This window comes from Sphingobium sp. JAI105 (assembly GCF_015752145.1).
Taxonomy (GTDB): domain Bacteria; phylum Pseudomonadota; class Alphaproteobacteria; order Sphingomonadales; family Sphingomonadaceae; genus Sphingobium; species Sphingobium xenophagum.
This window is the reverse complement of sequence record NZ_JADOUC010000001.1, coordinates 199,011-224,101: the sequence shown is the minus strand read 5'-3', so window position 1 is coordinate 224,101 and position 25,091 is coordinate 199,011. Positions and strand designations below refer to the sequence as shown.

At 58.4% G+C, this 25,091-nt stretch carries 19 protein-coding genes and 3 pseudogenes; 8 read left to right on the top strand and 14 right to left on the bottom strand.

What is annotated here, in order from left to right; translation table 11 throughout:
* Positions 1-3: 3 nt before the first annotated feature.
* The 3 genes from IWY39_RS00920 to IWY39_RS00910 form a co-directional block, all read right to left on the bottom strand.
* The gene (locus tag IWY39_RS00920; RefSeq protein ID WP_107126521.1) at positions 4-2,547 is read right to left on the bottom strand and encodes a TonB-dependent receptor; all 2,544 of its coding nucleotides are present in this window, start codon (positions 2,545-2,547) and stop codon (positions 4-6) included.
* A 285-nt stretch (positions 2,548-2,832) separates the two neighbouring features.
* Positions 2,833-3,117, bottom strand: coding sequence for a transposase (locus IWY39_RS00915; protein ID WP_107126520.1), 285 nt, complete (start codon positions 3,115-3,117; stop codon positions 2,833-2,835).
* Positions 3,118-3,215: 98 nt separating this feature from the next.
* Positions 3,216-4,127 (bottom strand): IS4 family transposase, encoded by a 912-nt coding sequence (locus tag IWY39_RS00910; RefSeq protein ID WP_196871303.1) that lies wholly within the window; start codon positions 4,125-4,127, stop codon positions 3,216-3,218.
* Between the two features lie 68 nt (positions 4,128-4,195).
* On the opposite strand from IWY39_RS00910, the gene IWY39_RS00905 reads away from it, so the two are divergent.
* A complete protein-coding gene (locus tag IWY39_RS00905) occupies positions 4,196-5,752 on the top strand; it encodes an ISL3 family transposase (RefSeq protein ID WP_107124878.1) in 1,557 nt (518 codons plus the stop codon).
* Between the two features lie 23 nt (positions 5,753-5,775).
* Here the strand turns inward: IWY39_RS00905 and IWY39_RS00900 are convergent, their stop codons facing one another.
* The 7 genes from IWY39_RS00900 to IWY39_RS00870 all read right to left on the bottom strand — a co-directional run bounded on the left by IWY39_RS00900 (position 5,776) and on the right by IWY39_RS00870 (position 11,387).
* On the bottom strand, positions 5,776-6,288 hold the full coding sequence (locus tag IWY39_RS00900) for an IS4/Tn5 family transposase DNA-binding protein (protein WP_196871302.1): 513 nt from the start codon (positions 6,286-6,288) through the stop codon (positions 5,776-5,778).
* A gap of 81 nt (positions 6,289-6,369) precedes the next feature.
* Positions 6,370-6,696, bottom strand: coding sequence for a hypothetical protein (locus IWY39_RS00895; protein ID WP_145223566.1), 327 nt, complete (start codon positions 6,694-6,696; stop codon positions 6,370-6,372).
* A 119-nt stretch (positions 6,697-6,815) separates the two neighbouring features.
* Positions 6,816-7,409, bottom strand: a complete 594-nt coding sequence (leuD, locus tag IWY39_RS00890) for a 3-isopropylmalate dehydratase small subunit (protein WP_107126266.1) — start codon at positions 7,407-7,409, stop codon at positions 6,816-6,818.
* Positions 7,402-8,802, bottom strand: a complete 1,401-nt coding sequence (gene leuC, locus IWY39_RS00885) for a 3-isopropylmalate dehydratase large subunit (protein ID WP_107126265.1) — start codon at positions 8,800-8,802, stop codon at positions 7,402-7,404. The genes leuD and leuC overlap by 8 nt, the downstream gene beginning before the upstream one ends.
* Positions 8,802-9,353: a cupin domain-containing protein gene (locus IWY39_RS00880; protein WP_107126264.1), complete on the bottom strand. Its 552-nt coding sequence runs from the start codon at positions 9,351-9,353 to the stop codon at positions 8,802-8,804. The genes leuC and IWY39_RS00880 overlap by 1 nt, the downstream gene beginning before the upstream one ends.
* A complete protein-coding gene (locus IWY39_RS00875; RefSeq protein ID WP_181316859.1) occupies positions 9,350-10,459 on the bottom strand; it encodes an alcohol dehydrogenase catalytic domain-containing protein in 1,110 nt (369 codons plus the stop codon). The genes IWY39_RS00880 and IWY39_RS00875 overlap by 4 nt, the downstream gene beginning before the upstream one ends.
* A gap of 43 nt (positions 10,460-10,502) precedes the next feature.
* Positions 10,503-11,387 (bottom strand): SphA family protein, encoded by an 885-nt coding sequence (locus IWY39_RS00870; protein ID WP_186443247.1) that lies wholly within the window; start codon positions 11,385-11,387, stop codon positions 10,503-10,505.
* Between the two features lie 225 nt (positions 11,388-11,612).
* Between IWY39_RS00870 and IWY39_RS00865 the strand changes: the two are divergent.
* The 7 genes and pseudogenes from IWY39_RS00865 to IWY39_RS00835 all read left to right on the top strand — a co-directional run.
* Positions 11,613-11,807 (top strand): annotated as a pseudogene (locus IWY39_RS00865) (CoA-transferase); the annotation flags it as partial.
* A 264-nt stretch (positions 11,808-12,071) separates the two neighbouring features.
* The gene (istA, locus tag IWY39_RS00860; RefSeq protein WP_107126060.1) at positions 12,072-13,625 is read left to right on the top strand and encodes an IS21 family transposase; all 1,554 of its coding nucleotides are present in this window, start codon (positions 12,072-12,074) and stop codon (positions 13,623-13,625) included.
* 42 nt (positions 13,626-13,667) lie between these two features.
* Complete coding sequence (locus IWY39_RS00855; RefSeq protein ID WP_331274481.1) at positions 13,668-13,979, top strand: ATP-binding protein; 312 nt, start codon at positions 13,668-13,670, stop codon at positions 13,977-13,979.
* A gap of 99 nt (positions 13,980-14,078) precedes the next feature.
* Positions 14,079-15,341 carry an IS21 family transposase gene (gene istA / locus IWY39_RS00850; RefSeq protein ID WP_145169980.1) on the top strand — a complete coding sequence of 421 codons (1,263 nt, stop codon included), beginning with the start codon at positions 14,079-14,081 and terminating at the stop codon, positions 15,339-15,341.
* On the top strand, positions 15,338-16,198 hold the full coding sequence (gene istB / locus IWY39_RS00845) for an IS21-like element helper ATPase IstB (protein WP_145169982.1): 861 nt from the start codon (positions 15,338-15,340) through the stop codon (positions 16,196-16,198). The genes istA (IWY39_RS00850) and istB overlap by 4 nt, the downstream gene beginning before the upstream one ends.
* 76 nt (positions 16,199-16,274) lie before the next feature.
* Positions 16,275-16,769 (top strand): annotated as a pseudogene (locus tag IWY39_RS00840) (ATP-binding protein); the annotation flags it as partial.
* 104 nt (positions 16,770-16,873) lie between these two features.
* Positions 16,874-18,013: pseudogene (locus IWY39_RS00835) on the top strand (IS3 family transposase).
* Between the two features lie 244 nt (positions 18,014-18,257).
* Here the strand turns inward: IWY39_RS00835 and IWY39_RS00830 are convergent.
* From IWY39_RS00830 to IWY39_RS24415, 4 genes are all read right to left on the bottom strand, one after another.
* Positions 18,258-20,165 (bottom strand): CocE/NonD family hydrolase, encoded by a 1,908-nt coding sequence (locus IWY39_RS00830; protein WP_409994388.1) that lies wholly within the window; start codon positions 20,163-20,165, stop codon positions 18,258-18,260.
* A 113-nt stretch (positions 20,166-20,278) separates the two neighbouring features.
* The gene (locus tag IWY39_RS00825; protein ID WP_107126363.1) at positions 20,279-21,799 is read right to left on the bottom strand and encodes an amidase; all 1,521 of its coding nucleotides are present in this window, start codon (positions 21,797-21,799) and stop codon (positions 20,279-20,281) included.
* Positions 21,800-21,886: 87 nt separating this feature from the next.
* Entirely contained in the window at positions 21,887-23,038 is a 1,152-nt protein-coding gene (locus tag IWY39_RS00820; protein ID WP_107126362.1) for an aminotransferase class I/II-fold pyridoxal phosphate-dependent enzyme, read from the bottom strand.
* Between the two features lie 179 nt (positions 23,039-23,217).
* A complete protein-coding gene (locus IWY39_RS24415) occupies positions 23,218-25,017 on the bottom strand; it encodes a M61 family metallopeptidase (RefSeq protein WP_196871301.1) in 1,800 nt (599 codons plus the stop codon).
* Positions 25,018-25,091 lie beyond the last annotated feature (74 nt).

The following is a 25,091-nucleotide window of genomic DNA, read 5'->3' as shown; positions in this document are numbered from 1 at the left end:
CCGTCAGAACTTGACGCCCAGCCTCGCATACCACTCAGCCGGCCGGTTATAAGCACCATAAATAAGGCCACCAGCAACCTGCGCGAGGCCGTTACTGACGAACCGGTCGTTCGTGATGTTCGTACCACCAACCGTCACGGTCCAATGGTCCCCCGGCTCTCGATACATGACGCTGGCACCGAGCGTATCGGTGGCAGGGCGCCGCAGCAGATAGGTGCGTTCGGTATCGTTCCAGATCGACGACGTCCGGCTGTAATCGACTAGCATGACGACCGAACCATGGTCGCCGAGCTCAAACTCGTACCGCGGGCTCACACTGACTTTCCATTTGGGTGTCTTCGCAAGCGGTGACCCGGTGAATATGCCGGCTTGGTAAACGCTGGGAACGACAACCGACTGGGGCTCGACCGAAATATACTTGGCGTCCGTATACCCCACCGCGGTGTTGATTGAGAGGCCCCGGAGTGGCCGCGCAGTCATCTCAAGCTCAAAGCCTTTGATCCGCGCCGTCCCAGCGTTCTGCAACGTCGGGCTGACTCCCTGCTGGAAATTGAGCTGAATGCCACTGTACCGGGTCGTGAAGGCGGAGAGATTGATCTGCAAACGCCGATTGAGCCAGGACGACTTGATGCCGGCTTCCCACGTCGTGGCCTTCTCCGGATCGAATGAAGGCGCGGTATTCAGAGGGTTCGAAAGCCGCGACGTCCAACCACCGGTCTTATAGCCTTGGGAAAATGAGCCGTAGATCATCATGTCCGACGTGGGATGAAGTTGCACACCGATCTTCGGGGAGAAGTTACTGAATGTCTGTTTTTGGACATCGGCGATGTAGTAGCGCAACGGCTGCCCTGCGACTGGGAAGCCGAGGATTGACTGGCAAGGCTCGCCATATGTCATACAGTTGAAAAGCTTGTAGTTGAACCCATTGAAATCGAGCTGGCCGGCTTCGAACTCCTTGTCCTCATGGGTATAGCGCGCGCCTAATGTGAACCCGATCAGGTCGCTCAGTCTGTAGTCGGCCTGCCCAAAGAACGCATAGTTTTTCGTCCTGATGCTCAATGGCCCATTGATCTGGAGGAGCCCCTGAGCGATGTTTGCAAAATCGTCTTCCGACGCCTTCTCGTCGAAATAATATGCACCAAGGACATAGTGGAGCTTATCCTGGAAGCCATCGCCGATAAGCTGGAACTCCTGGCTGAATTGCCGCTGCTTGATCGACTGGGAGACCTCCAGCATCTGGATTGGCGAATTGTCGACATCGAGGCCAGCGTTGAAGCGCAGGTGACGATATCCGCTGATCGACCGCAGATCGAGATTGTCGGCGATCGAGAAGTCGATCGTCGCTGACAATCCGTAGCTTTTCATTTTCGAAAAACTGTTCCCTGTCGCATAGCTGCGATCGGGATTTGTCGTGATCCACCTGCTGTCCCAGGGGAGACGGTTATTGTTGGGGTCAGCGTCAACGTTGGCGCTTGCGAGAGGCGGGGCGAGGAAGACGGGGTCAAGTGGCGTACCGCGCGCGCCGCACAAATTCTGCGCATTCCGCTCGGCAATGGCAGCAGGTGTGGCACCGATGCAGAAATTGTAGAGCCCTGCGAAATTGAAGCCTGAAACGCCCGTCGGATCGAGCGCCGTACCGGGAATGTTGTTGGCCGCAAGCCCAGCGAATGCACCCGCTCCTGGTGTCACGCCCAACACCGCGTTCGGGATCGCGCTCTGGTCGATGTGGCTATGATCCCCGGCGAGGGTAAGTTTGAAGCTCGTGCTCGGCTTCCACTGGATCTTCGCTCGCAAGCTTTGCGAACCATCTCCACCTTCCCGGTCAGCGCTGTCAAATGCTGTTTGCCGGAATGCGAAAGGCTCCGTCACGAAGGTTCCCGTGCTTGGATAGGGAACCCGTTTGACGTAGCCATCACGTGACTTCGTCGAGAAAGTCACAAGCGAGGTCACTGTATCTGAGATCGGCAAGTCGACCGATCCATCGGCGTCAAGCCGGTTGAAACTTCCCGTGGTAACGCTGCCGCGGAAAGAGAATTTGTCCGATGGCGCCCGAGTGACCACGCTGATCGCACCGCCGACCGAGTTTCGGCCGAAAAGCGTCCCCTGCGGTCCCTTGAGTACTTCCACGCGCTCAACGTCGGGCAGATCCACATTCGCACCGACCGTGCGGGCGAGGTACACGCCGTCAAGATAGATGCCGACGCCTGGATCAAGATTGATCGCGAAATCATTCTGGCCAATGCCACGGATAAATGCGCCGAGTGCCGCCGTCGAACCCGAAAAAGGGGTTCCCGCGTCCAAGGTTACGTTAGGTGTTATCGCAGTGACTGCAGCGATGTTTGCGATCGAGCGCTCCTGGAGGGCCGCGCCACCGAGCGCTGTCACCGATATCGGAACCTGCTGGACATTTTCGGCCCGCTTCTGGGCGGTGACCACGATGTCCGCAATCGTGTCAGCAGATGACTGGGGTGTTGATGCGACCTCGCTTTGCTGCGCACTCGCAAGGCCCGGTATCGCAACTAGCCCCAAGATGCTGGCCGTGAACATGTACGATAGACGCACTGATCCCAACGTCATAACCTCTCCCTCTCATTTATACTTATAAGTTATCAGTATATTACATCAGGTGAGTCGGCAACACCTTTTTAGTTGCCGACTTTCTCGATTTTCTGATCGATCAAGTATGCGACGCTTGAGATCGCAAACGTCTGAATTCAGGCTGATTTTGGGACTGCTGCCAGTCAGGCGGGATCGCGGCCCTTGCCTGAGTTCTCTATCGATAGTGGGCAGTCCAAGGGGGCGCCCTTGAAAGCAAGAAGCGGCCTCAGCACATCATGATCCACCTATGCGCACGACCGCCCGCTCGAACTCCACAATGATCGCCGAACCCATCGGCACCACGGCGTCAGGTTGCACCTGCACCTCGGCAAAGCCCTGCGCCGCCTGCTTCATCTGCCGTCGCCACCGGTAAATCTGGTTGGGTCGCAGATCTGCACGGCGCGCGATCTCCGCCACGTTCGCTCCAGGCACTGCTATCGCCGCAACCAACTGCCGCTTCTGCTCCGCGCTCCACACCCGCCGTCGCTCCGGCCCCGAAATTATCGTGATCTGGCTCATCGCACCGTCCCTTGTACCGGTGCAAACACCGGCGCTTGCACCGGTGCCATCTCAAAATATCACCCGATCACTGCAAGGTGGCCCCCACCGGCTTGCTCTTACCCACAAGTGCCTGCTGGGGGCCTCGAGATTCGAGCTCCCTCAACGAGATCGGCGAGTCGCGTCATTCCTCTCCATATGACGGTCGTGCCGGGTGGTGGGTCAGACGCGCGGTCCAGGTAGCCTCCGAGCCTTGCGACGGCTCTGACATAGAATGCGAGGTTGCGGGATGGCGCGCGTCTCAACTTTGGCGTCGAGCTATCGAGAAGGTTGCGCTCCGTTTCGGTGAAGACGGCAGCAGGCGTGGCCTCTGGAGCCTCACGAGCCAGGATCGTCAGCCATGACACGCGCCAGGCAACGACGCAGCACAAGGCGATACAATTGGCCAAGCGGTTGATCGTAGTCAGGCGAAGTTCTTCGATCCGGCACCCGGTTTTCAGGGTCCGGAAGAATGTCTCGATCTTCCAGCGCTTGGAGTACCAGTCAAGCTTATGCACGGCATCGGCGTGGTTTTTGACAGGCAAATTAGTTATAAGCTTCCAGTGAATCCGTTCGCGATCTTCCGGCGGATTGAGTTCTTCGGCATGGATGATCTGAAGCTCTTGGTTTATGTATTTCTTCTGTTTTCCGATTGGAGGCCGGACCGTCATTGTTGCATATCGTATCGATAGCACTGCCCGCTGCTCCTTGCCTTTCGCATCGCGGAATTGGATCTCGTGGGTCCCGCTGCACGGCGTCCTTTCCATAACTTGGGCGATGGTCGTCTTGCCATCTTGAGCCAGGCGGTCGACGCAGCTGCGCACGAGGAATTTGGTACCGAGCTCTTCAGCCAAGCAATAAAGCTCGTAAATGTCGCTTTCGCGGTCTCCGATATGTACACATCGCCCCGGCTCTCCAGCCAATTCGGTAGACCGGCGCAAATTATCAAGCCAACGGATACTTTCCTTTTGATCGATGGGAATTCGGGTCAAATTGGCTCTGACTCACTTTTGCTGCTGTTGAGAGTATGCTCCCGCTGCTTCTATCGGGAGTATCTGCCATGCACGGTCGATTTCAGCGCGCGAGCCTTGCACCCGAAGGCTTTGTAGTTGTCTCAGTGCAGAGTGTCGGGGAAGATGTCCAAATCCTGCTACGCTCACGATGTATTTTTGGGGTTTGCCCTGACTGTGGGCGACCAGGTCGAAGGGTTCAAAGCCGATATGTGCGTCGACCGTCGGATCTTCCCCTTGGTGGCCGCCGCGTCGTTCTGAAGATCCTGACGCGTCGCTTTTGGTGCGACACTGTCGTTTGCGGGCGACGCATTTTTTGTGAACAGTTTGATGACGGCGTTTTGGCTCGCTATGCTCGGCGCACTCAGCGGCTTGAAACAATAGTCCACCACCTTGGGCTGGCGCTCGGTGGCAGGCCTGGGGCCGCTTTTGCCCACCGCCTCATGATGCCGGTAAGCAAGGACACCTTGTTGCGAGTGGTCCGTCGGCGCGTCAGTGAACAGAATGATGAACTGCATGTCATCGGCATTGATGATTTTGCCTTCCGGCGGGGCCAAACCTACGGGACGATCGTCTGCGATCTGGAGCGCCGGACGCCGGTCACACTATTGCCGGACCGCGCTCTGGAGACGTCCCGTGCCTGGCTTGCCAAGCGCCCATCGATATCGATTGTCGCCCGCGACCGGGGCGGTGGCTATGGTGAAGCGATCGCCAGAGGGCTGCCTGATGCCGAGCAAGTTGCCGATCGTTGGCATCTCATGGAGAACTCGAGCCGAGCGTTTCTGGATGCCGTCAACAAGTCCATGCGGCAGATAAGGCAGGCGGTCGGAAGCACTGTCGTCGATCCCAAGCTGCTCACTTATGCCGAAAAGCTGCAATATGAAGGCTATCTACGCCGGCAGGAGACCAACGACGCGGTCCGGGAACTGGCAAAAAATGGTACGTCCATCCGGCAGATTGTTCGGCAGACCGGCCATAGCCGAAAGCTCGTTCGCGATGTTCTGCGCGGGCAGCGAATGGACGTATTCCGCTCCCGCCCCAGCTTCCTGGACAGTTGGCTGCCATGGCTGAATGACCGATGGGATAACGGCACCCGCAATGCCCTGGCGCTCTGGCGCGAGATGCGCGCGGAAGGTTTTGTGGGTCAAAGCGGTGTCGTCTCACAATGGGCTCAACGCCGGCGTCTCGCCGAAAAGGCCAATCAAAGTGGCCTCGCCCGCACACCCTCGGCGCGCGTTCTTGCGCGCCTAATGACTTCGGCGTGGGATGGGCTTGCCAAATCCGAAGCGATCCTGGTGGCGGTAATCGAGGAAAACGTCCCTGAATTGGTAGTAGCGCGCAAGGCGATCGGCGACTTTCAATCCATGATCCGATCAAAGTCGGCGGCAAAGCTCGATGAGTGGATCGAGACGGCAAAGGGCAGCCTTATCGGGTCATTCGTCAATGGCGTCGAAAAGGACCTTCCGGCCGTACGAAACGCAATCGTCTCGCCATGGTCGAACGGTCAGACCGAAGGGCAGATTACACGCCTCAAACTCATCAAGCGACAGATGTATGGCCGCGCAAAACTCGATCTTCTTCAGGCCCGACTGGTGGGCGCGCCATGAGCCGGCCCATCAGCAAATGTGAGTCAGAGCCTCAAATTGACCCTGCGCTTGAGCTCTGCAGTTCCCTTGAACTTGGAGCGTGACCAGAATTTCGCCGCCGTGAGACCCAACGGCAGTCCATCTGGCGTAATCGCAAGGCTGACATGCATCAGAAGGCCGCAGATCGTGAACTTCTGGAACCGGCCATCCTTCAACTTGCGACCAGTCGAGCTTTTCGTAAATCCGATCTTATCCGGATCCGCGCGCTTGAAATTGAATTCGGTGGTGTCCTGCAAGATGAGGATCGGACCTTCGGTTGCCTGAATGCGCAAGGCGGATGCTGCAAAATGCCCTTCCAGGATTTTGTCTTCGCTCACGTTCTCGTTCGAGAGGAACCGGTAGGCGGCCTTAGTATTCGACCAGTCCTGAAAAGCCGTCGGCAGAGATTGCCCAGGGCGCTGTTCAAGTGCTTCAAGCATCGCTCCAAGTCGTCGGTTCAGCCGCGCATCACCCAAATTGGTCTCGGCCGTTTCCTTGTCCACCCAGCTATGTTCCATCCCGGCACCTCACTATCCAAAGGTGCCGGAGAATGAATCATGGGTGATTCCAGCCACGCAATGGGCGCGCGGCAGGCCGAATCACGCACGCGACCACTTGTGGGTAAGAGCAAGCCCCACCGGAGCGATACTGTAGAGATCGCGGTTTGCAGTCTGAAGGCGCTCAATGGTTTGAGGCGTCTGCGCGATGGCCGTGGAAAGATCGAACACTACGCGGAGCCTGCCGTAGCGCTGGCGGGCCTCGGCGTTGATCAGGGATTGCGCCTCGAAGAAAGCGGCAGAAGAACCGGGCTCCCAGAACCCGCCAGCGACGATCCGGACAATGCCTGAACCAGCATCAATCCCCGTGAGCAAGGTGGGCGCAGTGCCTCCGAGGGCGGGCCAACAAACCTCCATGTCCAGCACCACGCTCTCTTCTAAGGCCGCACGATCGAAGTCCGAGCGCTGGATTTGAACATCCAGTCTACCGGCGGCATCCGTTCGCCAAGCTCATGGCCTGGATATTCTAATTTCGTCTCCAACCAAGCCTACGCCCTGCTCCCTCCAGCCATGCGGGTTTCATATTGGCCGATTTCCGGCAGCGCAGAGAGCAGATAGCCGAGCCGATCAACGCCATTGAGCAGGCAAAGCTTGGCGAACGGATCTATGTCAAAAGACGTAGAACCGTATCCCTCAGTCGCGATCGTCTGCGACACTAGGTCAATATGGATTTCGGCGGCTTTGTTCGGAATCAGCCATTCGAAATAGATCTCGGGGATTTCGACAGCCAACAACCCATTGTTGAGCGCGTTGGCGCGAAAAATGTCGGCAAGACGTGGTGCAAGGATGGCCTTGAACCCAAACTCACGGATCGCCCAGATTGCATGCTCCCTCGACGAGCCGCTGCCGAAGTTGGCACCGCCCACAAGCACTTTTTGTGCTGCGACGTCGCAATTTGTGAGAGGGTGCGAGGACACCGGCATGCCTTCGATGTCGTATCTTGCATCATGAAAGAGCGCCTCGGCGAGGCCATCGGTAGAGACCGTTGTCATGAACCTTGCCGGACAAATCTGGTCCGTGTCGATGTCAGCCTGCGGAAGACACACAAAACCGGAATGAAGGCTGGTGAATGCATCAAGCATTGGTCATGGCTCGCGGATCTGTCAACACACCGCGTACCGCGCTGGCCGCTGCTGTTGCCGGGCTGGCCAGGATCGTCCGCGCATTAGGTCCTTGTCGACCGACGAAATTCCGGTTTGATGTCGCCACCACACGCTTTCCGGGCGGTACAATGTCGCCGTTCATGCCAAGGCACATAGAACAGCCGGATATGCGCCATTGGCCACCTGCAGCGACTACGACCTTATCAAGCCCTTCTGCTTCAGCTGCCTTCCGCACCGTCTCCGAACCTGGCACGACCAGAAGCGTTACCCCGTTTGCAACATGACGGCCTTCGAGAATTCGCGCAGCTTCTCTCAGGTCGGGCAATCGACCGTTGGTACAGCTTCCGATGAAAACATAGTCGATGTCGATTTCATTCAATCGGGCACCAGCGCTCAGGCCCATATATGCCAGCGCAGACTGCTGGCCTTCGGAGACGTCGGCGGGTATCCTCCCGTCTATCGCGACCGCAGTGTCGGGGGTCGTTCCCCAGGTCGCCATTGGCAAAACAAAGTTGGCGTCTATGAACACTTCCTTATCGAAAGTCACTCCCTCATCGGAAGCCAAGGCCAACCACCCCTCGACCCGCTCGTCGAAATCGACCGGCGCTTCCGGCCGATCGCGCAACCAGTCTATGGTCGTCAAATCCGGGGAAATCATCCCCGCGCGCGCGCCGCACTCGATCGAGAGATTGCACAACGTCATGCGGCCCTCCATCGAAAGCTGCCGCACTGCCGATCCCGCATACTCGATCACATGGCCAATGGCACCGCCTGCGCCAAGGGCCGCGAGGACGGCAAGCCCAAGATCTTTGGCGCTCACCCCTTCAGCCAACTCACCGTCACAGCACACCCGCATCGTTCGCGGTTTCGATTGCAACAGACATTGCGTCGCGAGGACATGGGCCACCTCGGATGTCCCGATCCCAAATGCAAGGCAGCCAAAGGCTCCGTGCGTTGACGTGTGACTGTCGCCACAGACAATCGTCATCCCGGGCATGGTCAAACCAAGCTCCGGACCGATGACATGCACGATGCCGCGCCTGGCATCATCCCAGTCGAAGAGGCGGATACCGTGATGGCGCGCATTGCCGCGCAATGCTTCAACCTGGTTTTCTGCAGCCTCGCTGACGAACGGGCGGCGCCCGCTCTCGTCCGCCGGCAAGGTCGGCGTCGCGTGATCGAGGGTCGCGACGGTACGATCGGGACGATTTGTAACAAGTCCCCTTGCCTCGATCATCGAGAAAGCCTGGGGAGAGGTAACCTCATTCAGCAGGTGCAGGTCGATATAGAGGATCGCCGGATGATTCTCAGCCTGCGCAACAACAAGGTGCCGATCCCAGACTTTCTCGAAAAGCGTTTTGGGCGTCATCATCAGCCGCGCGGAGCGCCAAGCATCACTACAGCCAGCGTGGCAGGCCGGTCGGTTGGATTGCGCCAAGCATGTCGGGAACCCAGCTGCACGACGCAATCCCCTGGGTGAAGACGAGTAGAGTCATCATCGACTTCCAGAACCACCTCGCCATCCAGCACGATCACATAGTCGATCGTCTCCGTCGTATGGAATCCGGGCGCTGACGGCTCCATCAGCTCTGCCAGCCCCGGAGCATTACGCGCATGCTCCGCGGCCGCCGCCATCGGGTCGAAGGCCGGATCAACGTAGATGCTGTCGGGTGGAAGCGTGAGAGTCATGAAGATGCTCTCGCCTATCGAGGGATGCGTGTTAGCCAGACCAGGAACCGGGTCGTCAGCATGATTTGGGATGGATGCTGCGGCTTTGTTCTGCCACAGCATCGACGTCCGCATCCCTGGCATGGCCTGGTACTCAACGACCGCAGGCGCCCGCTCGTCCGGCGCCAAGCGGGATCGCCCATTATCACCGACATAAGCAATGATCCGTCGACTACCGGCAGACGTGGAGATCATGGCATCACCACGATATTCGTGAAACCGCCATGGTCACGGTGCTGTGCAGACTCGAGCGCCTCATTGACTTGGGAAAGGGAGAAACGAAGGTGCGTAAGACGGCCCAGATCAAGCGTCCCGGCCTTTGCCATTCGAGCCATGTCCTCGCCCTGTGCCGTCGAAAACCAGGCGGAACCCAGATAGCTGATCTGGCTGCACATGATCCAGATCGGGTCGATCGGGATCTTGCAATCCATCCCTCCGATCGTGACGATCTTTCCACCACGGGAAACCGAGAGCATCGCGTCGAGCGTCGCCTCGGGCGGGGCACCGGGACCCAACGCTTCAATCATCACGTCAGGCCCATGTCCCTCCGTCTGCTCGCGCGCCCATTCCGTGCATGGCCCGGCATTGTTCGAATGGGTGACGATCCGGCGCGGGTCGAGCGCGCGCAGCTCTTCGAGAAGGGCCTCGTTGCGCGCCACCGCCAATATCTTGGGCACTCCCATGGCCAGCGCCAGTAGTGTTGCCCCGACACCCAGCGTGCCAGTGGCCCCGTTGATCAGCACCGTCGTGTCAGGCCCCGCTTGTCCACGACGAAGCGCAGCGTAGGAGGTCCCAAGGTAACCAAACCGAGAGGCTTCTTCGAAGCTCACCTCTTCGGGCAGAACGACGAGGCTGGTCGCAGGCGCAACCATATATTCAGCAAACCCGCCCGACGGGTAGCGCTCGAACACCTGCCGCGATCCTGGGCCAAAGCCAAAATAGCCAGCGAAGGTGAACGACGCGCACGCCACCTGATCGCCGCTCCTGCATTTGAAACAGCTGCCGCATGAGCGAGCCGGGTTCACATAGACGCGCTGCCCCGGGGAAAGCGAGAGAACGTCGGGACCGACGGCCGCGATTTCTCCGGCCGGATCGAGGCCATATGTCGAGGGGAGAGGCGGCAAGGGAAGAAACGGGAACCATTCAGGATAGTTATAGGCCACATTCTTGAGGTTCGGGACGACGCCGCAGGCGCGGACCTGGATGAGAACGTCGCTCCCTGTTACCTCGGGGACAGGAACATCATCGACACTGAACGGGCTGGCCACATCGTGCAGACGGGCGGCAGACATCATTTCCATGCACACTCTCCTCAAAATTCAAATTTGGACTTGTTTTCGATTGTCAAAGCGGGAACGCGAGCTCGAACCATAGCCGATTTCCAAGACTGCGGTTCTCAACCGCGAACTCGCGCTGATATTTGAGCAGAATGCCGCCGCGGCCACCTGCAATGTCGTAAGATATTTGGGGTCCAAGCGCGAAGGCTTGCCCCCTATTGCCCCCCGGCACCGCTACTCCATCGATCTTATCGTCGGAAATCTGCTTGTGCGCGTAACCCTGCAGCGCCACCTTGAGACGGGGAAGCGCTTCGATCGGTCGATGCGCAACTGCCAGGTCCACCGACAGCGCGTCCCCCGAGCGGTAGCCGGTCGCCCGGTTGGCCCAGTTGAACTCACTGTAAACCGTGGTCGAAACCTCCCACTTCGGGGTAGGTAGCCACGTCACGCTCGCATTGGGAGCAACCGCCCAATAATGCGATGCGTTGTTCGCAAGGCGGCTCTTGTCGTACTTCCCGATCGGCACATAGATGTCCGGGCCGAAATACGCGAAGAAATTGCCCTTTTTGTTGACGTGATACAGGTACACCGGCGAGATCACCGGATCGCCAAAGCCGGTGCTTTCGTCTCTGCGACCGAAGGCTTGCAGCTTTACATGGGTAATCGGCGTGATCGCAGCGCTCGCAACGAAGAACGGCCCGATCTTGGTCCCCCAATTATGGACGATCCGCGGCGCTTCGGCCAGCACCTCGACCTTGAAATTCGGATCTAAGGAGCGTCCGTCGCCGTCGTTAAGCCGATCGCTCCAATAATATTGGGAATAGCTGTAAAACCCGGTTTCACCGGGTCCGGGCAAAGCCGCGTTCATGATGGTGTTGACACCGAGTGGGTAGTGAACCTGGCCGCTCTCGGATGCATGAACGCCAGGCGCGCATAAAATTCCAAACGACATGACTGCGCATGTCGAGAGGCTCCGGTAACCGTCAAACCGCATGTGAAAAACTATCCTCTCAAGCCTGTACGTCGACCGATTGTCCGGCCTGTCGAAGACACATTGTCTACCTGCCGGAACGCTGCGATTCTTGCTCTTGATACTTATAAAATATAAGTGCATTGAAATGTCAACAGCTTCCATGTCAGCGGCATGAGCTAAAATTTGCGATGCGAGGGGATACGCTTGAGTAAGATATTTCCGACTGCGCTCAGCGCACTCGATGGCCTCCTTTTCGATGGGATGACGATATGCGCAGGCGGGTTTGGCCTATGCGGCATACCCGAGAAGCTGATCGACGCGATCGAAGCCTCCGGCATTACCGGTCTGACCATCGCCTCCAATAATGCCGGCATCGACGGTATTGGCCTGGGTGATCTGCCCCCTTCTGAGTGGTCCAAAATCTCTGTTATTTTGGATCATGAAGGAGTTTGGAAATGGGCAAGAAGCACAAGCCAGGAGAGATCATTGCGTGTTTCGGAAAATTCCGGACAGTTATTTCACTAAATCGCGGACAGGCATTTCAGTAAATACGGGACAGTGATTCCGCTAAATCCCGGACAGGGTTTGGGACAGGATCAAGGTTAGGTTTTGTGATGCGCCGCTCTGGCATTGTTGCTCCTCATCGTTGCGATGGGAGGGGTGATGCCAAGGCGGAAGCAGACGAGACGAACCGACGTGAAGGACATGCGATCGATCCTCCGGCTGACCTACGATCAGGGTTTGTCGGTACGGGCCGTGTCAGAGCGGCTGAAGCTTAGCAAGACGACGGTGTCGACCTATTTACTGCGGGCGCGCGAGGCTGGGCTGACAGGCTGGCCGTTGCCGGCCGGCTACGACGACGACGCAGCGATCGAACGGCTGGTGTTCCGCCGTGTCGGCCGCCCTCCTCAGGATCTGGGCGAGCCGGACTGGCCAGTGGTTGCGCGGGAGATCAAGCGCAAGGGCGTGACGCTGGTTTTGCTGTGGCAAGAATATCGGGCTGCCCATCCCAATGGCTATGGCTATACCTGGTTTTGCGATCGGTTCCTGTCCTTCCAGCGGCGGACCCATGTCAGCTTTCGCAATCGGTATGAGGCGGGCGCCGTCCTGCAAACCGATTATGCCGGGCAGACTGTGCCGCTGATCGATCCTGTGACGGGCGTCATCACCCAGGCACAGATCTTCGTAGCGGTGCTGGGTGCTTCATCCTTCACCTTCGCAATGGCCAGCTTGAGCCAGCAGTTGCCGGACTGGATCGACGCGCAGTGCCGGGCATTGGCCTTTGTTGGCGGCGTTCCGCGCGCGATCGTGTGCGACAATCTGAAAGCGGGCGTTGCCAAAGCGCTATGGTTCGAGCCCACGCTCAGCGCGACCTTTGCGGCGATGGCCGAGCATTACGATACGACGATCCTGCCTACCCGGAGCCGGCGGCCGCGCGACAAAGGAAAGGTCGAGGGCGCAGTGTTGATCGTGGAGCGCTGGATCCTGGCGCGGCTGCGCAATCGGCGCTTCTTCAGTCTGGCGGATCTCAATGCCGCGATCGCGGACTTGCTGGTTGATCTCAATGATCGGCCCATGCGCCATGTCGGCAAATCCCGTCGCGCAATCTTTGACGAGATCGAACGGACGGCATTGGCGGCGTTACCTACGTCGGTGTTCGAATATGCCGAGTGGAAACGCGCCAAGGTCCATCCTGATTATCATGTCGAGGTCGACAAGACCTTTTACTCCGTGCCGCACGGACTGATCGGCCGGCAGGTCGATATCCGCCTGACGCATCGAGTGGTCGAGATCTTCTACGATCATGCGCGGGTCGCCAGCCATATGCGGACATCGCAGCGCCGTGGGCACGTTACCGTGAATGAGCACATGCCCAAGGCGCATCAGCGCTATGCGAATATATCGCCAGCGAGCCTGATCGAGCGCGCCAGGAAAACCGGTCCTAACACAGCGACGTTCGTGGAAAGGCTGATGATCGACAAGCCACATCCCGAGCAGGGCTATCGCTCCGCCATGGGCGTCCTCTCGCTGGCCCGGCGCTACGAGCGCGATCGGCTTGAAGCCGCCTGCGATCGAGCGCTGGTGATCGGCGCCGTTACCTACTCATCCCTCAACGCCATCCTCAAGGCCGGGCTCGACAAGATCCAGCCGACAGCGGGGCCGCTCAAACCAACACCGGCGCACGACAACATCCGTGGCGGGTCCTATTATCAATAATGAAAGGACGATCTTGTGCTGACGCATCCTACCCTTGATCAAATGCATAGCCTGGGGCTAGCGGGCATGGCGGCCGCGTGGCGCGACATTGCCGAGCAAGACACCGCTGGCGATCTGACCCGAGACGAATGGCTCGGGCTCATGCTGGACCGCGAGATCGCCACTCGCGCCGATCGACGGCTGACTAATCGTCTTGCCAGCGCGAAACTGCGCTTTGTCGACGCCTGTGTCGAAAATATCGACTTCGGGGCGCATCGCGGACTGGATCGCCGCAATATCCTCTCGCTCGCACAGGGTGCCTGGTGTCATCGGTCGTGCAATTCTCCGCAAAAGTGGGCTTTGAAAATTCCCTAGTTGGTGGCCCCTTCATCTCATTCTGCCGGGGCTAGCCCCGGCAGAATGAGATGAGCCGACATTGTCCTCATCTCCTTTGCAGACGCGGAGACGGGGCCGATGATCCGACTTGGAGAATTGATGATGATCCTCGAACTACATCGGCAGGGCGTATCGATATCCGCCATTGCCCGACGCACTGGTCGCGACCCCAAGACCATCCGAAAATATATCGAACGGGGCATCGAGGCCCCGGTTTACGGCCCGCGCATGCTTGGCCGACCGAACAAACTGGCACCCTATCTAGAATTTTTGCGCGAACGAGTGGCGGCCTTTCCCGATCTGACGGCGGCGCGTCTGACGCGGGAAATCCGTGAGCTGGGGTATATGGGCGCCTATACCGCAGTAAAGCGGTTCCTGGCAGCGATCCGACCGGAAAACGGCCCCAAGCCCTTCGAGGTTCGCTTCGAGACGCCGCCTGGCGTGCAGGCACAGGTCGACTTTGCCCGGTTCGTCGTCGAATTTACCGATGAGCCCGGCGTCAGCCGGATCGTCTGGCTATTCAGCCTGGTGCTGGGACATTCGCGCTTCCTGTTTGCGCGCTATGTCATGCACCAGGATCTCCAAACTCTGTTGCGCTGTCATATGCAGGCCTTTGAAGCGCTCGGCGGCGTCCCGATCGAGATTCTCTACGATCGCATGAAAACCGCCGTAACCGGGGAAGATGATCAGGGTCACATCATCTACAATCGATCATTGCTGACCCTGGCGGGGCATTATCGCTTCGTGCCACGCGCCTGTCGCCCCTATCGGGCCAAGACCAAGGGAAAGGTCGAGCGGCCGTTCAGCTACATCCGCAAGGACTTCTTCCTGGGGCGGAGCTTCCGCAATCTGGAAGATCTCAATGTCCAGCTGATCGACTGGCTCGATACCGTCGCCAACGTCCGTGTCCACGGCACGACGCAGCGGATCATCGCCGATGCCTTTGCCGCCGAGCAGCCTGAGTTGCAGTTGCTCCCGGCGGGGCGCTTCGACGCGGTTCTGAAGCTGGAGCGCCGGGTCAGCCACGATGGAATGGTCTCTGTCGGCGGCAACTATTACAGCGTCCCCGACCGCTCCCGGCGCGTCGTCGAAATCCAGCAGTTGCCTGACAAGATCCGGATCATCGACCTGGGCAATGTCATTGCCGAGCATCCTGTCCTGGAGGGGCGCCGGCAGTACAGGATCGATCCTGCGCATCGGACAGGTGGCAGCGGCGCTAAGCGTCGTCACCACGCAAAGGATGCAATCACCATTGGCCGTATCGGCGAGCATGTCGCTGTGCGCTCCCTGGCGATCTATCAGGCGATCGGCAGCCAACTGGCCCGAGGAGAACGGCCATGAGCCATGGGGGTGCTGCGTCTCGCGTTGATAATATCCGCCGCAGTCTGGTCCATCTCAAAATGCCGCGCGCCCTGGAAATGCTCGACGCCACCCTGCGCGGGATCGAGCAGGGCAAGATCGATGGCGTTGAGGCGATCGACATATTGCTGAACGAAGAACTGTCGCTGCGGGAGAACCGCAGGATCAAGGCGGCCCTGCGCATGGCCAGGCTGCCGATCATCAAGACGCTGGACGGATATGACTTCTCCTTCCAGCCATCGCTCGACCGCAACCGCATCCTGGCGCTCGCTGGCCTGGACTTCATCAACCGGGCCGAGGTGGTGCATCTGCTGGGGCCACCCGGCACCGGGAAAAGCCATATCGCCACGGCCCTTGCCGTCGAGGCCGTGAAGGCGGGCAAGAGCGTCTACTTCATTCCGCTCGCCGATCTGATCGCTTCACTGACCAAGGCTGAACGCGAGGGCACGTTGCGCGAGAAGATCCGCTTCCTATGCCGATCCTCCCTGCTCGTCGTCGACGAGATCGGGTATCTTCCCGTCACGCCCGGCGGCGGCAACCTGTTCTTCCAGCTCGTCAACGCCCGATACGAAAAGGGTGCCATGATCCTGACATCCAACCGCGGCTTTGCCGAATGGGGTGATGTCTTTGGCGATCCGGTGGTGGCCACCGCGCTGCTCGACCGCCTTCTTCACCACGCTGTGGTCGTCCAGATCGAGGGCTCCAGCTATCGCATGCGACAGCACGCCGATCTGCTGCCCGAGCATGCGCGCATGGCATCGTCCATCAACCCACCGCCCTTGCCGAAACGGCGCGGCCGCCCGCCAGCAAAGGAAAAGCCCGATCTCCATCACGGCTGATCACCGACACAAACCCTCCCGCCAAACTAGGGAATTTTAGATGCCCACTTTTGCGGAATCTTCGGTGCCCGTTGACACCTGGCTCAAGGCAAATGAGAATCTCATTATCACCGGCCAAACCGGCACGGGAAAAACGTGGCTGGGATGTGCGTTCGGGCGACAGGCGGCGCGCCAGGATCACTCCGTCTTATATCTGCGCATGCCGCGCCTGTTCGAGGATCTTGCACTCGCGCGCCTCGACGGTCGCTTCCCACGCGTCGTCGACAAGCTTGCCCGCGTTCAGCTGCTCATTCTGGACGACTGGGGTACCCATAGTCTCAACGATCAGCAACGCCTTGATCTGCTCGAAATCTTCGAGGAACGGTATCGCCGCAGATCCACGCTCATCACCGCCCAGCTCCCCGTGGCGGCCTGGCACGAAATGATCGGCGAGCCCACGATCGCCGATGCTATCCTCGACCGCATCGTCCACAATGCCCATCGCATCACGCTGAAAGGAGACAGCATGCGGCGACAAAAAGCTCCGCATGGCTTGACCCAGGAAGCAAATATCGAAATCACTCAACCCTGACAGCAACCAGGCATCCACTGCCTACACCAGCTGTCCCGGATTTACTGAAGCGCTTGTCCGGGATTTAGCGAAGCAGCTGTCCGACTTTTGCGAAATACGCAGAGATCATCGGCAAGCTGCGTGAGGCCGAGATTGTGTTGGCGCAGGGCGGGACGACAGCGGATGCGTGTCGGCGGATCGCGGTTACCGAGCAGACCTATTATCGCTGGCGCAAGGAATATGGCGGCCTGAAGACCGACCAGGCGCGGCGCAAGAAGGATCTGGAGAAGGAGAATCTGCGGCTCAGGCGGGCGATCTCTGATCTGACGCTCGACAAGCTGATTCTGCAGGAGGCGGCGCGGGGAAACTTCTGAGCCCCGCGCGGCGACGGCGCTGCATCGATCATGTACGAACCGAGCTGGCAGTGTCCGAACGACGGGTCTGCCGAGTGATTGGCCAGCATCGATCGACGCAGCGCAAGGTCCCGCGCGGGGCCGATGATGAGGAAGCCCTCACCGATGACATTGTGGCCCTGGCGCGCCAATATGGTCGCTATGGCTATCGCCGGGTGACGGCTTTGCTGCGCGATGCGGGATGGACGGTGAACCGCAAACGGGTCGAGCGCATCTGGCGGCGCGAGGGACTTAAGGTGCCGCAGAAGCAACCCAAGCGGGGCCGGCTATGGCTGAATGATGGCTCGTGCATCCGGCTGCGCCCCGAGTATCCGGGGCACGTCTGGGCATACGACTTCGTCGAGGGGCGCACCCATGATGGCCGCAAGTTCCGTATCCTGACGATTATCGATGAGGCCAGCCGCGAATGCCTCGCCTTGATCGTGGCTCGGCAGCTCAAGCACGAGGACGTGCTGGCGGCCCTGGCTGACCTGTTCATCGCGCGCGGGCCGCCGGCCAATATCAGGTCCGATAATGGCAGCGAATTTATCGCGACGGCGGTCCAGAAATGGCTGGCGCAAGTTGGTGTGACGACGCTCTACATCACCCCGGCGTCGCCATGGGAGAACGGCTACAACGAGAGCTTCAACGGTTCGCTTCGCGACGAGCTGCTCAATGGCGAGATCTTCTACAGCCTCGCAGAGGCAAAGGTGCTGATCGAAGCCTGGCGGCGGCATACAACACGATCCGCCCCCACAGCAGCCTCGGCTACCGCCCGCCGGCCCCGGAAACGGCTTCTCCGCCATTGCCGCCCTCCGGTCCGCTTCGCTCCACCTCCAGGCGGCAATAGCAACGGAGGCAACAATGCACTAACAATCAAACCGGACCACTCGGTGGGGGCCGATCACCGACACGGCGTCAGGCAGAAGCCGCCATCTTTCAGTACATCAACGGTACAACACCCGCCGCCGACATTCATCTGGGCGGCATCAGCCCGCTCGCCTTTGAAGCTAAGGTAGCTTAGTGAGATAGGTGACCGGCACAAAACCATTACAAGTCCATTGTTCTAGAAGCGTGTGTCCGCCAGATTCCTAAAACGTTGCGTATTGCAATTATCTCATCTTCCGTCCTGTTCAGGCTCATCCTCTGCGACGACCACGGGCAACCACACGGCGCTCGCCTGACCAGGCCCATGCACCACGCTCTGCTGCGTGGCTTTGTAGTCTCCGGGCTGCGCATTGAAAATGTTGGGCACAAAGCTCTGCGGGTTCCGATCATAAAGCGGAAAGAGGCTAGACTGCACCTGAATCATGATCTTGTGGCCTGGCTTGAATACATGGTTCACATTGGGAAGGCCAAACTTGTAGTTTTCGACTTTCCCCGGCGTCAGTGCCGAAGGCGTCGACATTCCATGCACGTAGCGACCGCGGAATATTTCGACACCAATCGGCAGTTCATAGCCCGCCATCTTTGGCTGCGCTGAAAATTCGTCAGGATAGACGTCGATCAGCTTGACCACCCAGTCGCTGTCAGTGCCGCTCGTCGCGGCGAACAGGTCTACCATCGGCTCGCCGGCGATATGCACTGCCTTCTCCAGCGGCGCCGTGGTATAAGTGAGCACATCAGGGCGCCCGTCGACGAAACGTTGATCGTGCACCAGCCAGGTCGTCCACATGTCTCGATCCTTCATATGAACGGGGCGCGGTGCAAACGGCACGGGCTTTGCTGGATCAGACACATAACTGTCCCGGCCCGCCGCGACAGGAGCGACCCAACCCAGCGCGCCATTAGGCTGAAGATAGATGGGCGTAGATTGAGGCGCCATTGGCCACTTCGCGCTGGTCTGCCACTTATTAATGCCAGTGGCATAGGTCAGCGCGCCCGGTGTGGGTATCGCCGGGGCATTGTTTTTCAGATACCGATCGAGGAAGGGCTTCATATAATCGCGGCGAAACTGCAGGCCAGTATCACCATCAAAATTCAATGCGCCCAACGAAGACCCGTCATAATTGACACCGCTGTGCCGCCACGGCCCGATCACTAATGAGAGCATCTCGTTATTCACGTCATGCCCTTCGAGTGCCTTGTATACTGCTGGCGCGCCGTAACTGTCTTCCTGATCCCATTGACCGACCACGAGCATCGTTGGCACGGTGAGCTTGCGTTTCCCAAGTTGCTTGTCGAGCGCCTGGTCCTGCCAGTAGTTGTCGTAGGCGGGATGCTCCATCAGCTTGCGCGCGAAGGGGAACTGTTCGAGACCATAGGCCCGCGCAAAATCACCCGCCGATCCAGCCGCGAGATACTGGCTGTAGTCATCGCCTGGCACACCGTCAGGAATTACGCTGCCGCCCCGCACTGTCTGGCCGGTGGTATAGTCGAGACTGTTCATGCGGAATGCGCCGTTATGAAACCAGTCATCCCCAATCCAGCCATCGACCATCGGGCTTTGCGGGACTGCCGCTTTCAGCGCGGGATGCGGATCGACCAGCGCCATTAGTGCGGTGAAGCCGACATAGGACGATCCAGTGATCCCTACCTTGCCGTTCGACTCCGGCACATTCTTCACCAACCAATCGATCGTGTCATATGCATCTGTGCTGTGATCGACATTCGACGTGTTGAGCGGCCCGCGCAGAGGCCGCGTCATCAAATAGTCCCCTTCGGATTTACCAAGCCCACGCACGTCCTGATAAACGCGGACATAGTTGTCATTGACGAACTCTGCATCCATGACCTGCAGTATTTCCACGATCTTCTGGCTCGCGTTGCGCCGCGTCATCCTGCTCGCATCATAGGGAGTACGGCTCAACAGGATGGGCGCGTCTTTTGTGCCCTTGCGCATAACGACCACTGTGAACAGCTTCTTTCGATCGCGCATCGGTATCATCACTTCGCGTCGGATGAAGTCCGCTTGCGGCATGACATTGTCATATTTTTCGATCTTGTCCGTCGTCATCGGGCTCGTCTGAGCCATTGCTGTCCCCGCGACGGACGCGAGCAATGCCAATGCCAATATTCCGGTCATTCCGCGCATATCTTACTCCCTGCATTATTTCGTCGGCCGCACTCACTGTACAGTGACCATCCGGATTTTCCCGTTCGAGACAGTTTGGGATGTCCCCGTCCTGACCCGTCGGGTCACATGATATTGGGCATCATCCGCGCCCACTGCGTTTGTTGTTCAAAAGCGTGGGCCAATGTCAGAACTCGAGATTCCGCGCCCCTGGGTCCCGCAATGGTAAGCCCTACCGGAAAACCGCCGGGGGCAAGGCCGCAAGGGATTGAAATCGCCGGGAGGCCGTAAAGGCTAAAGACCGCTCCGTTTGAATATCCGTGGGAGGCGTAGGGCCCCGCAGAGGCATCAAGTCGGCACGCTTCTGTGATCGTCCATGGCTTTATGCGCATGGAGGGTAAGACAATGAGGTCGATATTGGCGAAACATGTCGCAATTGCACGGCGTGCAAGTTGCAGGCGATCTTTCGATTCGACGTAGTCGGCGATTGCTTGTCCTGCGTTAGCGCCCTCGAACTTCGCCTTGAGCCGCCCAAGGCTCACTTGATTGAAGGCAGTAAACTTCTCTGGCGAGTCTGAAAACATCGTATGATATGTGGCATATCGCTCTGCGCTCAGATCGATGTCGGAAAAGCTTTGCGGTTCAGGAAACGCTGCTGGACCCACATGACTGACAAGGCGGCTGACTACTCGCACTGCTTCTTCGAACAGTTTCAGATTATTGGCATCGACGTCGTCGAGATACGGCGATGGTGCTATTCCTACTCGATAAGTCTTGATCGCGTCGGAATCCTCAAGCGCAATCGCAGCTGTTTCAAATTGTGCGCTTGTCGCATCATAAGGATCATAGCCCGCCATGATGTCGAGCATAATGGTCGCGTCGCGGACGGAAGCCGCTATCACGCCGCAGCAATCCTGCGACGATATGACTGGCACTATGCCTCTGATTGGCACGCGGCCGTAGCTCGGCTTCATGCCGACGACCCCGCAAAATGAAGCCGGGTTTCGAACGGAGCCCCCCGTGTCGGTGCCGACCGACGCAAAGCACATGCGGGCCGCAACCGAAGCCCCCGATCCGCCCGATGAACCACCCGCGCTAAAATCCAGATTCCACGGGTTGCGAACCGGACCATAGGCGCTGGCGGTGGATGTCGGTCCTCCGGCAAATTCGTGCAGATTGGCTTTTGCAAGAATGATCGCGCCAGCAACTTTGAGACGTCGAACGACTTCAGCGTCCCGGTCGGGGTGGCGGTCGCCATAGATTTGACTGCCCGCCGTTGTGAGCAGCCCTGCCGTATCGATGTTATCTTTTAGTGAGATTGGTATTCCATGAAGAGGCCCCCTCCAGTGGCCACGCCGCGCTTCCGCATCGAGACTGTCGGCAGCCTGCCGCGCGCCTTCGGCATCAATGGTGATGAATGCGTTCAACCGGGCGTTTAGTTTGAACGACCGGTCAAGGCATAGCTCGGTCAGATCCCGTGCCGTGGCCTTGCCTCCGCGCAACGACTGCCCCGCCTCGGTTATCGATGGCAGCGGCGGCGCAGCCACGGGAAAGGCCTTAAAGGTCGTTCCGAATGCGCTGCCGCCATTGAGCGCCAAGGAAGCCGACGCAACCGCCCCTTCGACCAGCTCCCTTCTACTGATCATGTACCATCCCCATATAAGCGATCATCGAAGAAAGCGGTCATTTCGAACCGCTCATAAGGTCAAAGGCTATACTGCCATGCATGCGCGTCAGGCAGACCGCATCGCATCGATAGCCTTGATGAAGGCTTCCATTTCCTCGTCCGAGCCGATCGATACGCGACTGCAATTAGGATGGCTGGGCCAGGACCGACCGATCAGGAAGCCCCGCGTTTTCATCATTGCACGCATCTCTTGCGCTGGGCGGCCCCAATCGAGCAAAAAATGGTTCGCTGCGGCCGGCGTGTACTTCAAGCCCCGACGGTCCAGTTGTGCGAACACGTCTTGACGGGTTGTGGCATTTGCCCTGCTGCGCGCTGCTATCGCAGCTGGCTGCATCAAGCTTGCGGTTGCGGCAACCACTGCGGGCATTGGGAGAAAGTTTGTAGACGACGTTCCAAAGGGCAGAATCGGTTTTGTAAGGTCCGGGCGCCCCAACGTCATTCCCATGCGCATCCCAGCCATTCCGAATATCTTGGAAAAGGTTCGTAGGATGATGAGATTGCGACCCTCGCGGACAAATTTTACGCCGGTCGCTTCTGCAGCATAGTGAATATAGGCCTCATCCAGCAGCAGGATTGAGTCAGCCGGGATCTTATCGAGCAGCCATTCGATGTCCGCGATCGATGTCAAAGTTCCTGTCGGGTTATTTGGGTTGCAGAGATAATAAACACCCGCACCGGGGTCGGCCGCATACATCGCTTTCACGTCGTGGGCGTAGGCCGGCGTCAGCGGCACTTTCATGACCTTCGTATTGATCGTCATCGCGAGGTTTGGAGCTGCCTCGAACACCGGATCGGCACACACCAAGCTTCGCGAGTGGCTCGTGTAAGCCATGATAATGCGATAGAGGGGATCGCTGGAGCCAGGCCAGGGGATGACATGGTCGGCGGGCAATCGCTCAGTCTGCGCGATTGTATCTACCAGCAGGCTGCGCTCGTTGCTTGGCTCGTAGCGGTTCATCCGTGAAAGGATATCGGCGGCGGCCTTCACAGCCTCTGGAAGTGGCCCTGTCGGACTCTCGTTCCCGTCGATTCTTACCATCCCCGTTGGCGGTGAGAACGCCTTTGCGCCTGCTTGGCTGGCAATGATGGCGCCGGTGATGCCACCGGCAATGATCTTCGAGAAGGTGCGTCTGGAGTGTGCCAGAGACAGCCTTTCTTCCAAAGAAGTAGTGTCGCCGGACGGCATATCATTCCTCATTAGCTATTGTCCTTGGCCTGTGTGTGTTTGAACCATTCGGTGGGCAGGCCTCATCGCGGGCGACGCCGGGCTACAGGGATGAGGTCGTTGCCATGCCGGTCGCGTTCCAGATGCGGGACATCTCCCCCAATAGACGCTCTGGATGGAGGGTCTGGCGCAGTGCGCAAGCGTGGCTTGCCTTAATCATTCAGCTTGCCCGATGGACATGTCGCCACCTTTTCCCACAAGTAGGTAGAGACGCGCTCGCCACGCGGCAGGTAGCGAACGAGCATTTCCGCACCGTTTCTTTGGATTGAGAGTGTGAGTTGCCTATTCTGATCGCTCTGAAGGCTATCCTGTGGGAATTTTTCCAGAATGATGTCACCATCTTTCAAGCCCGCGCGCTCGGCTTCTGATCCGGGTTTCAAGCCGTCTATCACCATTGGTGATCTGCTGAGGCTCACCGTATCAAAGCCAAGGTCAAATCTGCGCAAACTCGTATTGCCTCTCCGGAAGCAAGGTCCGAAGGCGTCCGATGCTGGCAAGATCGTCTGTCCAGCCAACATCGCGTGAAAGGCATTGACGCCCCGCTCTCCAAGTTGCTCATGAAGAAGCCGCAGCCACAGTGCCATGTCGACCTTGCCACCCGCGCGTCGCTGGGCGAGCATTGGTCGGACAATGGAGGCAAGGGACCTTTTGCCATTGGAAGCCTTGCGGATTTCATCATCGACTGTGGCAAAGTACAAAGCCCCTCGGTCATAAGGCAGCACTCGAATAAGAGTGTCCCGCCAGAAACCGGGTGCAATTTGATCGTTCGGGATGTTTATCTTGATATTTGAATAGTAACGACCAGCTGTCGAGTTGAGGATTTTAAGGAAATCATCAGATGAGAACAAACCCGCTTGATAGGGCAGCACCATCTCATAATAGCTCGCCAGACCTTCACCGAACCAACTACTCGTCAGTTCATCAACGCCAGGTATTTCATCCAACGAATCCACCCAGCTGTGCACCATTTCATGAGCAAGCAGCGTCTTTATTTTGAATGGATCGCCGGAATTTTCGGGTGAGTAGGTGAATACAAACCCATAGTAGAGACCGTTTCCGGAATTGGGATTGGCGGTAAGCTTGCGTGCGAAGGCGCTGAAGTTATCTGGCACATAACCAAAGAACTTTCCGTACTCTCGGCTCAGCCGTTCAGTCCAGGTCATGATGAGTAAGGGGTCGAAGCCTGGCTTGCCCTGCCATCCCGACACGAACCCAGTGGATTTCTGAACATATGTTCCAATTCGACCGGCCATAAAATAAACACGGTCGATTTCTGCAGGGCTCAATGACAATTTCGATTCACTGTCACCGGCGCCAAAACTCGACAGGCCGGTTGAGCCCGACGGCAAGCGCCACCGGACCCTGACTTTGCTTCTTTCGCTATCCGCCGGCACCATCAAGAGTGCCTCACCGGCCCCGGAAAAGCCTCCGTCACCGCTATATGTTTTATACTGCGGGCTGAGTGCCTGTTCTTTGCCCGTCGTAAATGGCACGCGATATTTGACGGTTATTTGCCCCGACGTCGCACGATCGGGGATCCAGTATCGGTCCTGGCTCGCCACTTCGGTAACGTCCTGAGTGGAGACGTTGAGCGCTCCCTTTGCATCAGCGATGACAAGATCGGTGATCTTGTCGCCATTCATCGGATCGGTTCCGGATTGAAGGGCCATCTTAAGCAACCGCTCGCGTGGGACGCCGGAAAGACCACCGATCCGCAGCTCGATATCAACCCCGGCAACGTCTCCGTGCGCGTCCACGGGATCGGGAGCCATCAAGATTTCGATCACTCTGGACGGCGCAACATTCTCTGCGCCTACGGACGGTGCAGCTACGCAAAGTGCAGATAATACTGCACCGGACGCCGGAAACGCCCGCAGGCTCCGGCTCAAATATTTTCCTGCTTCTGGATTCATCATTCTGGCGACCTTTGCCGGAAAAGCGATTTCAAACACCGAAATGCGAGATCGGAAGAGCAACTCTTGCCCCCCATCTGTGCGAGTAAGAGCGGTCCGGAGACCGCTCTTGC

Excerpts from the sequence above, each read along its gene's own strand:
- leuD (WP_107126266.1), bottom strand. The coding sequence starts at position 7,409 with ATGCTTGATGCATTCACCAGCCTTCATTCCGGTTTTGTGTGTCTTCCG.
- IWY39_RS00830 (WP_409994388.1), bottom strand. The coding sequence starts at position 20,165 with ATGACCGGAATATTGGCATTGGCATTGCTCGCGTCCGTCGCGGGGACA.
- IWY39_RS00825 (WP_107126363.1), bottom strand. The coding sequence starts at position 21,799 with ATGATCAGTAGAAGGGAGCTGGTCGAAGGGGCGGTTGCGTCGGCTTCC.
- IWY39_RS00920 (WP_107126521.1), bottom strand. The coding sequence starts at position 2,547 with ATGTTCACGGCCAGCATCTTGGGGCTAGTTGCGATACCGGGCCTTGCG.
- IWY39_RS00905 (WP_107124878.1), top strand. The coding sequence starts at position 4,196 with ATGCACGGTCGATTTCAGCGCGCGAGCCTTGCACCCGAAGGCTTTGTA.
- IWY39_RS00875 (WP_181316859.1), bottom strand. The coding sequence starts at position 10,459 with ATGGAAATGATGTCTGCCGCCCGTCTGCACGATGTGGCCAGCCCGTTC.
- IWY39_RS00915 (WP_107126520.1), bottom strand. The coding sequence starts at position 3,117 with ATGAGCCAGATCACGATAATTTCGGGGCCGGAGCGACGGCGGGTGTGG.
- istA (WP_145169980.1), top strand. The coding sequence starts at position 14,079 with ATGATCCGACTTGGAGAATTGATGATGATCCTCGAACTACATCGGCAG.
- IWY39_RS00870 (WP_186443247.1), bottom strand. The coding sequence starts at position 11,387 with ATGTCGTTTGGAATTTTATGCGCGCCTGGCGTTCATGCATCCGAGAGC.
- istA (WP_107126060.1), top strand. The coding sequence starts at position 12,072 with ATGCCAAGGCGGAAGCAGACGAGACGAACCGACGTGAAGGACATGCGA.
- IWY39_RS00855 (WP_331274481.1), top strand. The coding sequence starts at position 13,668 with ATGCATAGCCTGGGGCTAGCGGGCATGGCGGCCGCGTGGCGCGACATT.
- IWY39_RS00900 (WP_196871302.1), bottom strand. The coding sequence starts at position 6,288 with ATGGAACATAGCTGGGTGGACAAGGAAACGGCCGAGACCAATTTGGGT.
- leuC (WP_107126265.1), bottom strand. The coding sequence starts at position 8,802 with ATGATGACGCCCAAAACGCTTTTCGAGAAAGTCTGGGATCGGCACCTT.
- istB (WP_145169982.1), top strand. The coding sequence starts at position 15,338 with ATGAGCCATGGGGGTGCTGCGTCTCGCGTTGATAATATCCGCCGCAGT.
- IWY39_RS00880 (WP_107126264.1), bottom strand. The coding sequence starts at position 9,353 with ATGATCTCCACGTCTGCCGGTAGTCGACGGATCATTGCTTATGTCGGT.
- IWY39_RS00820 (WP_107126362.1), bottom strand. The coding sequence starts at position 23,038 with ATGAGGAATGATATGCCGTCCGGCGACACTACTTCTTTGGAAGAAAGG.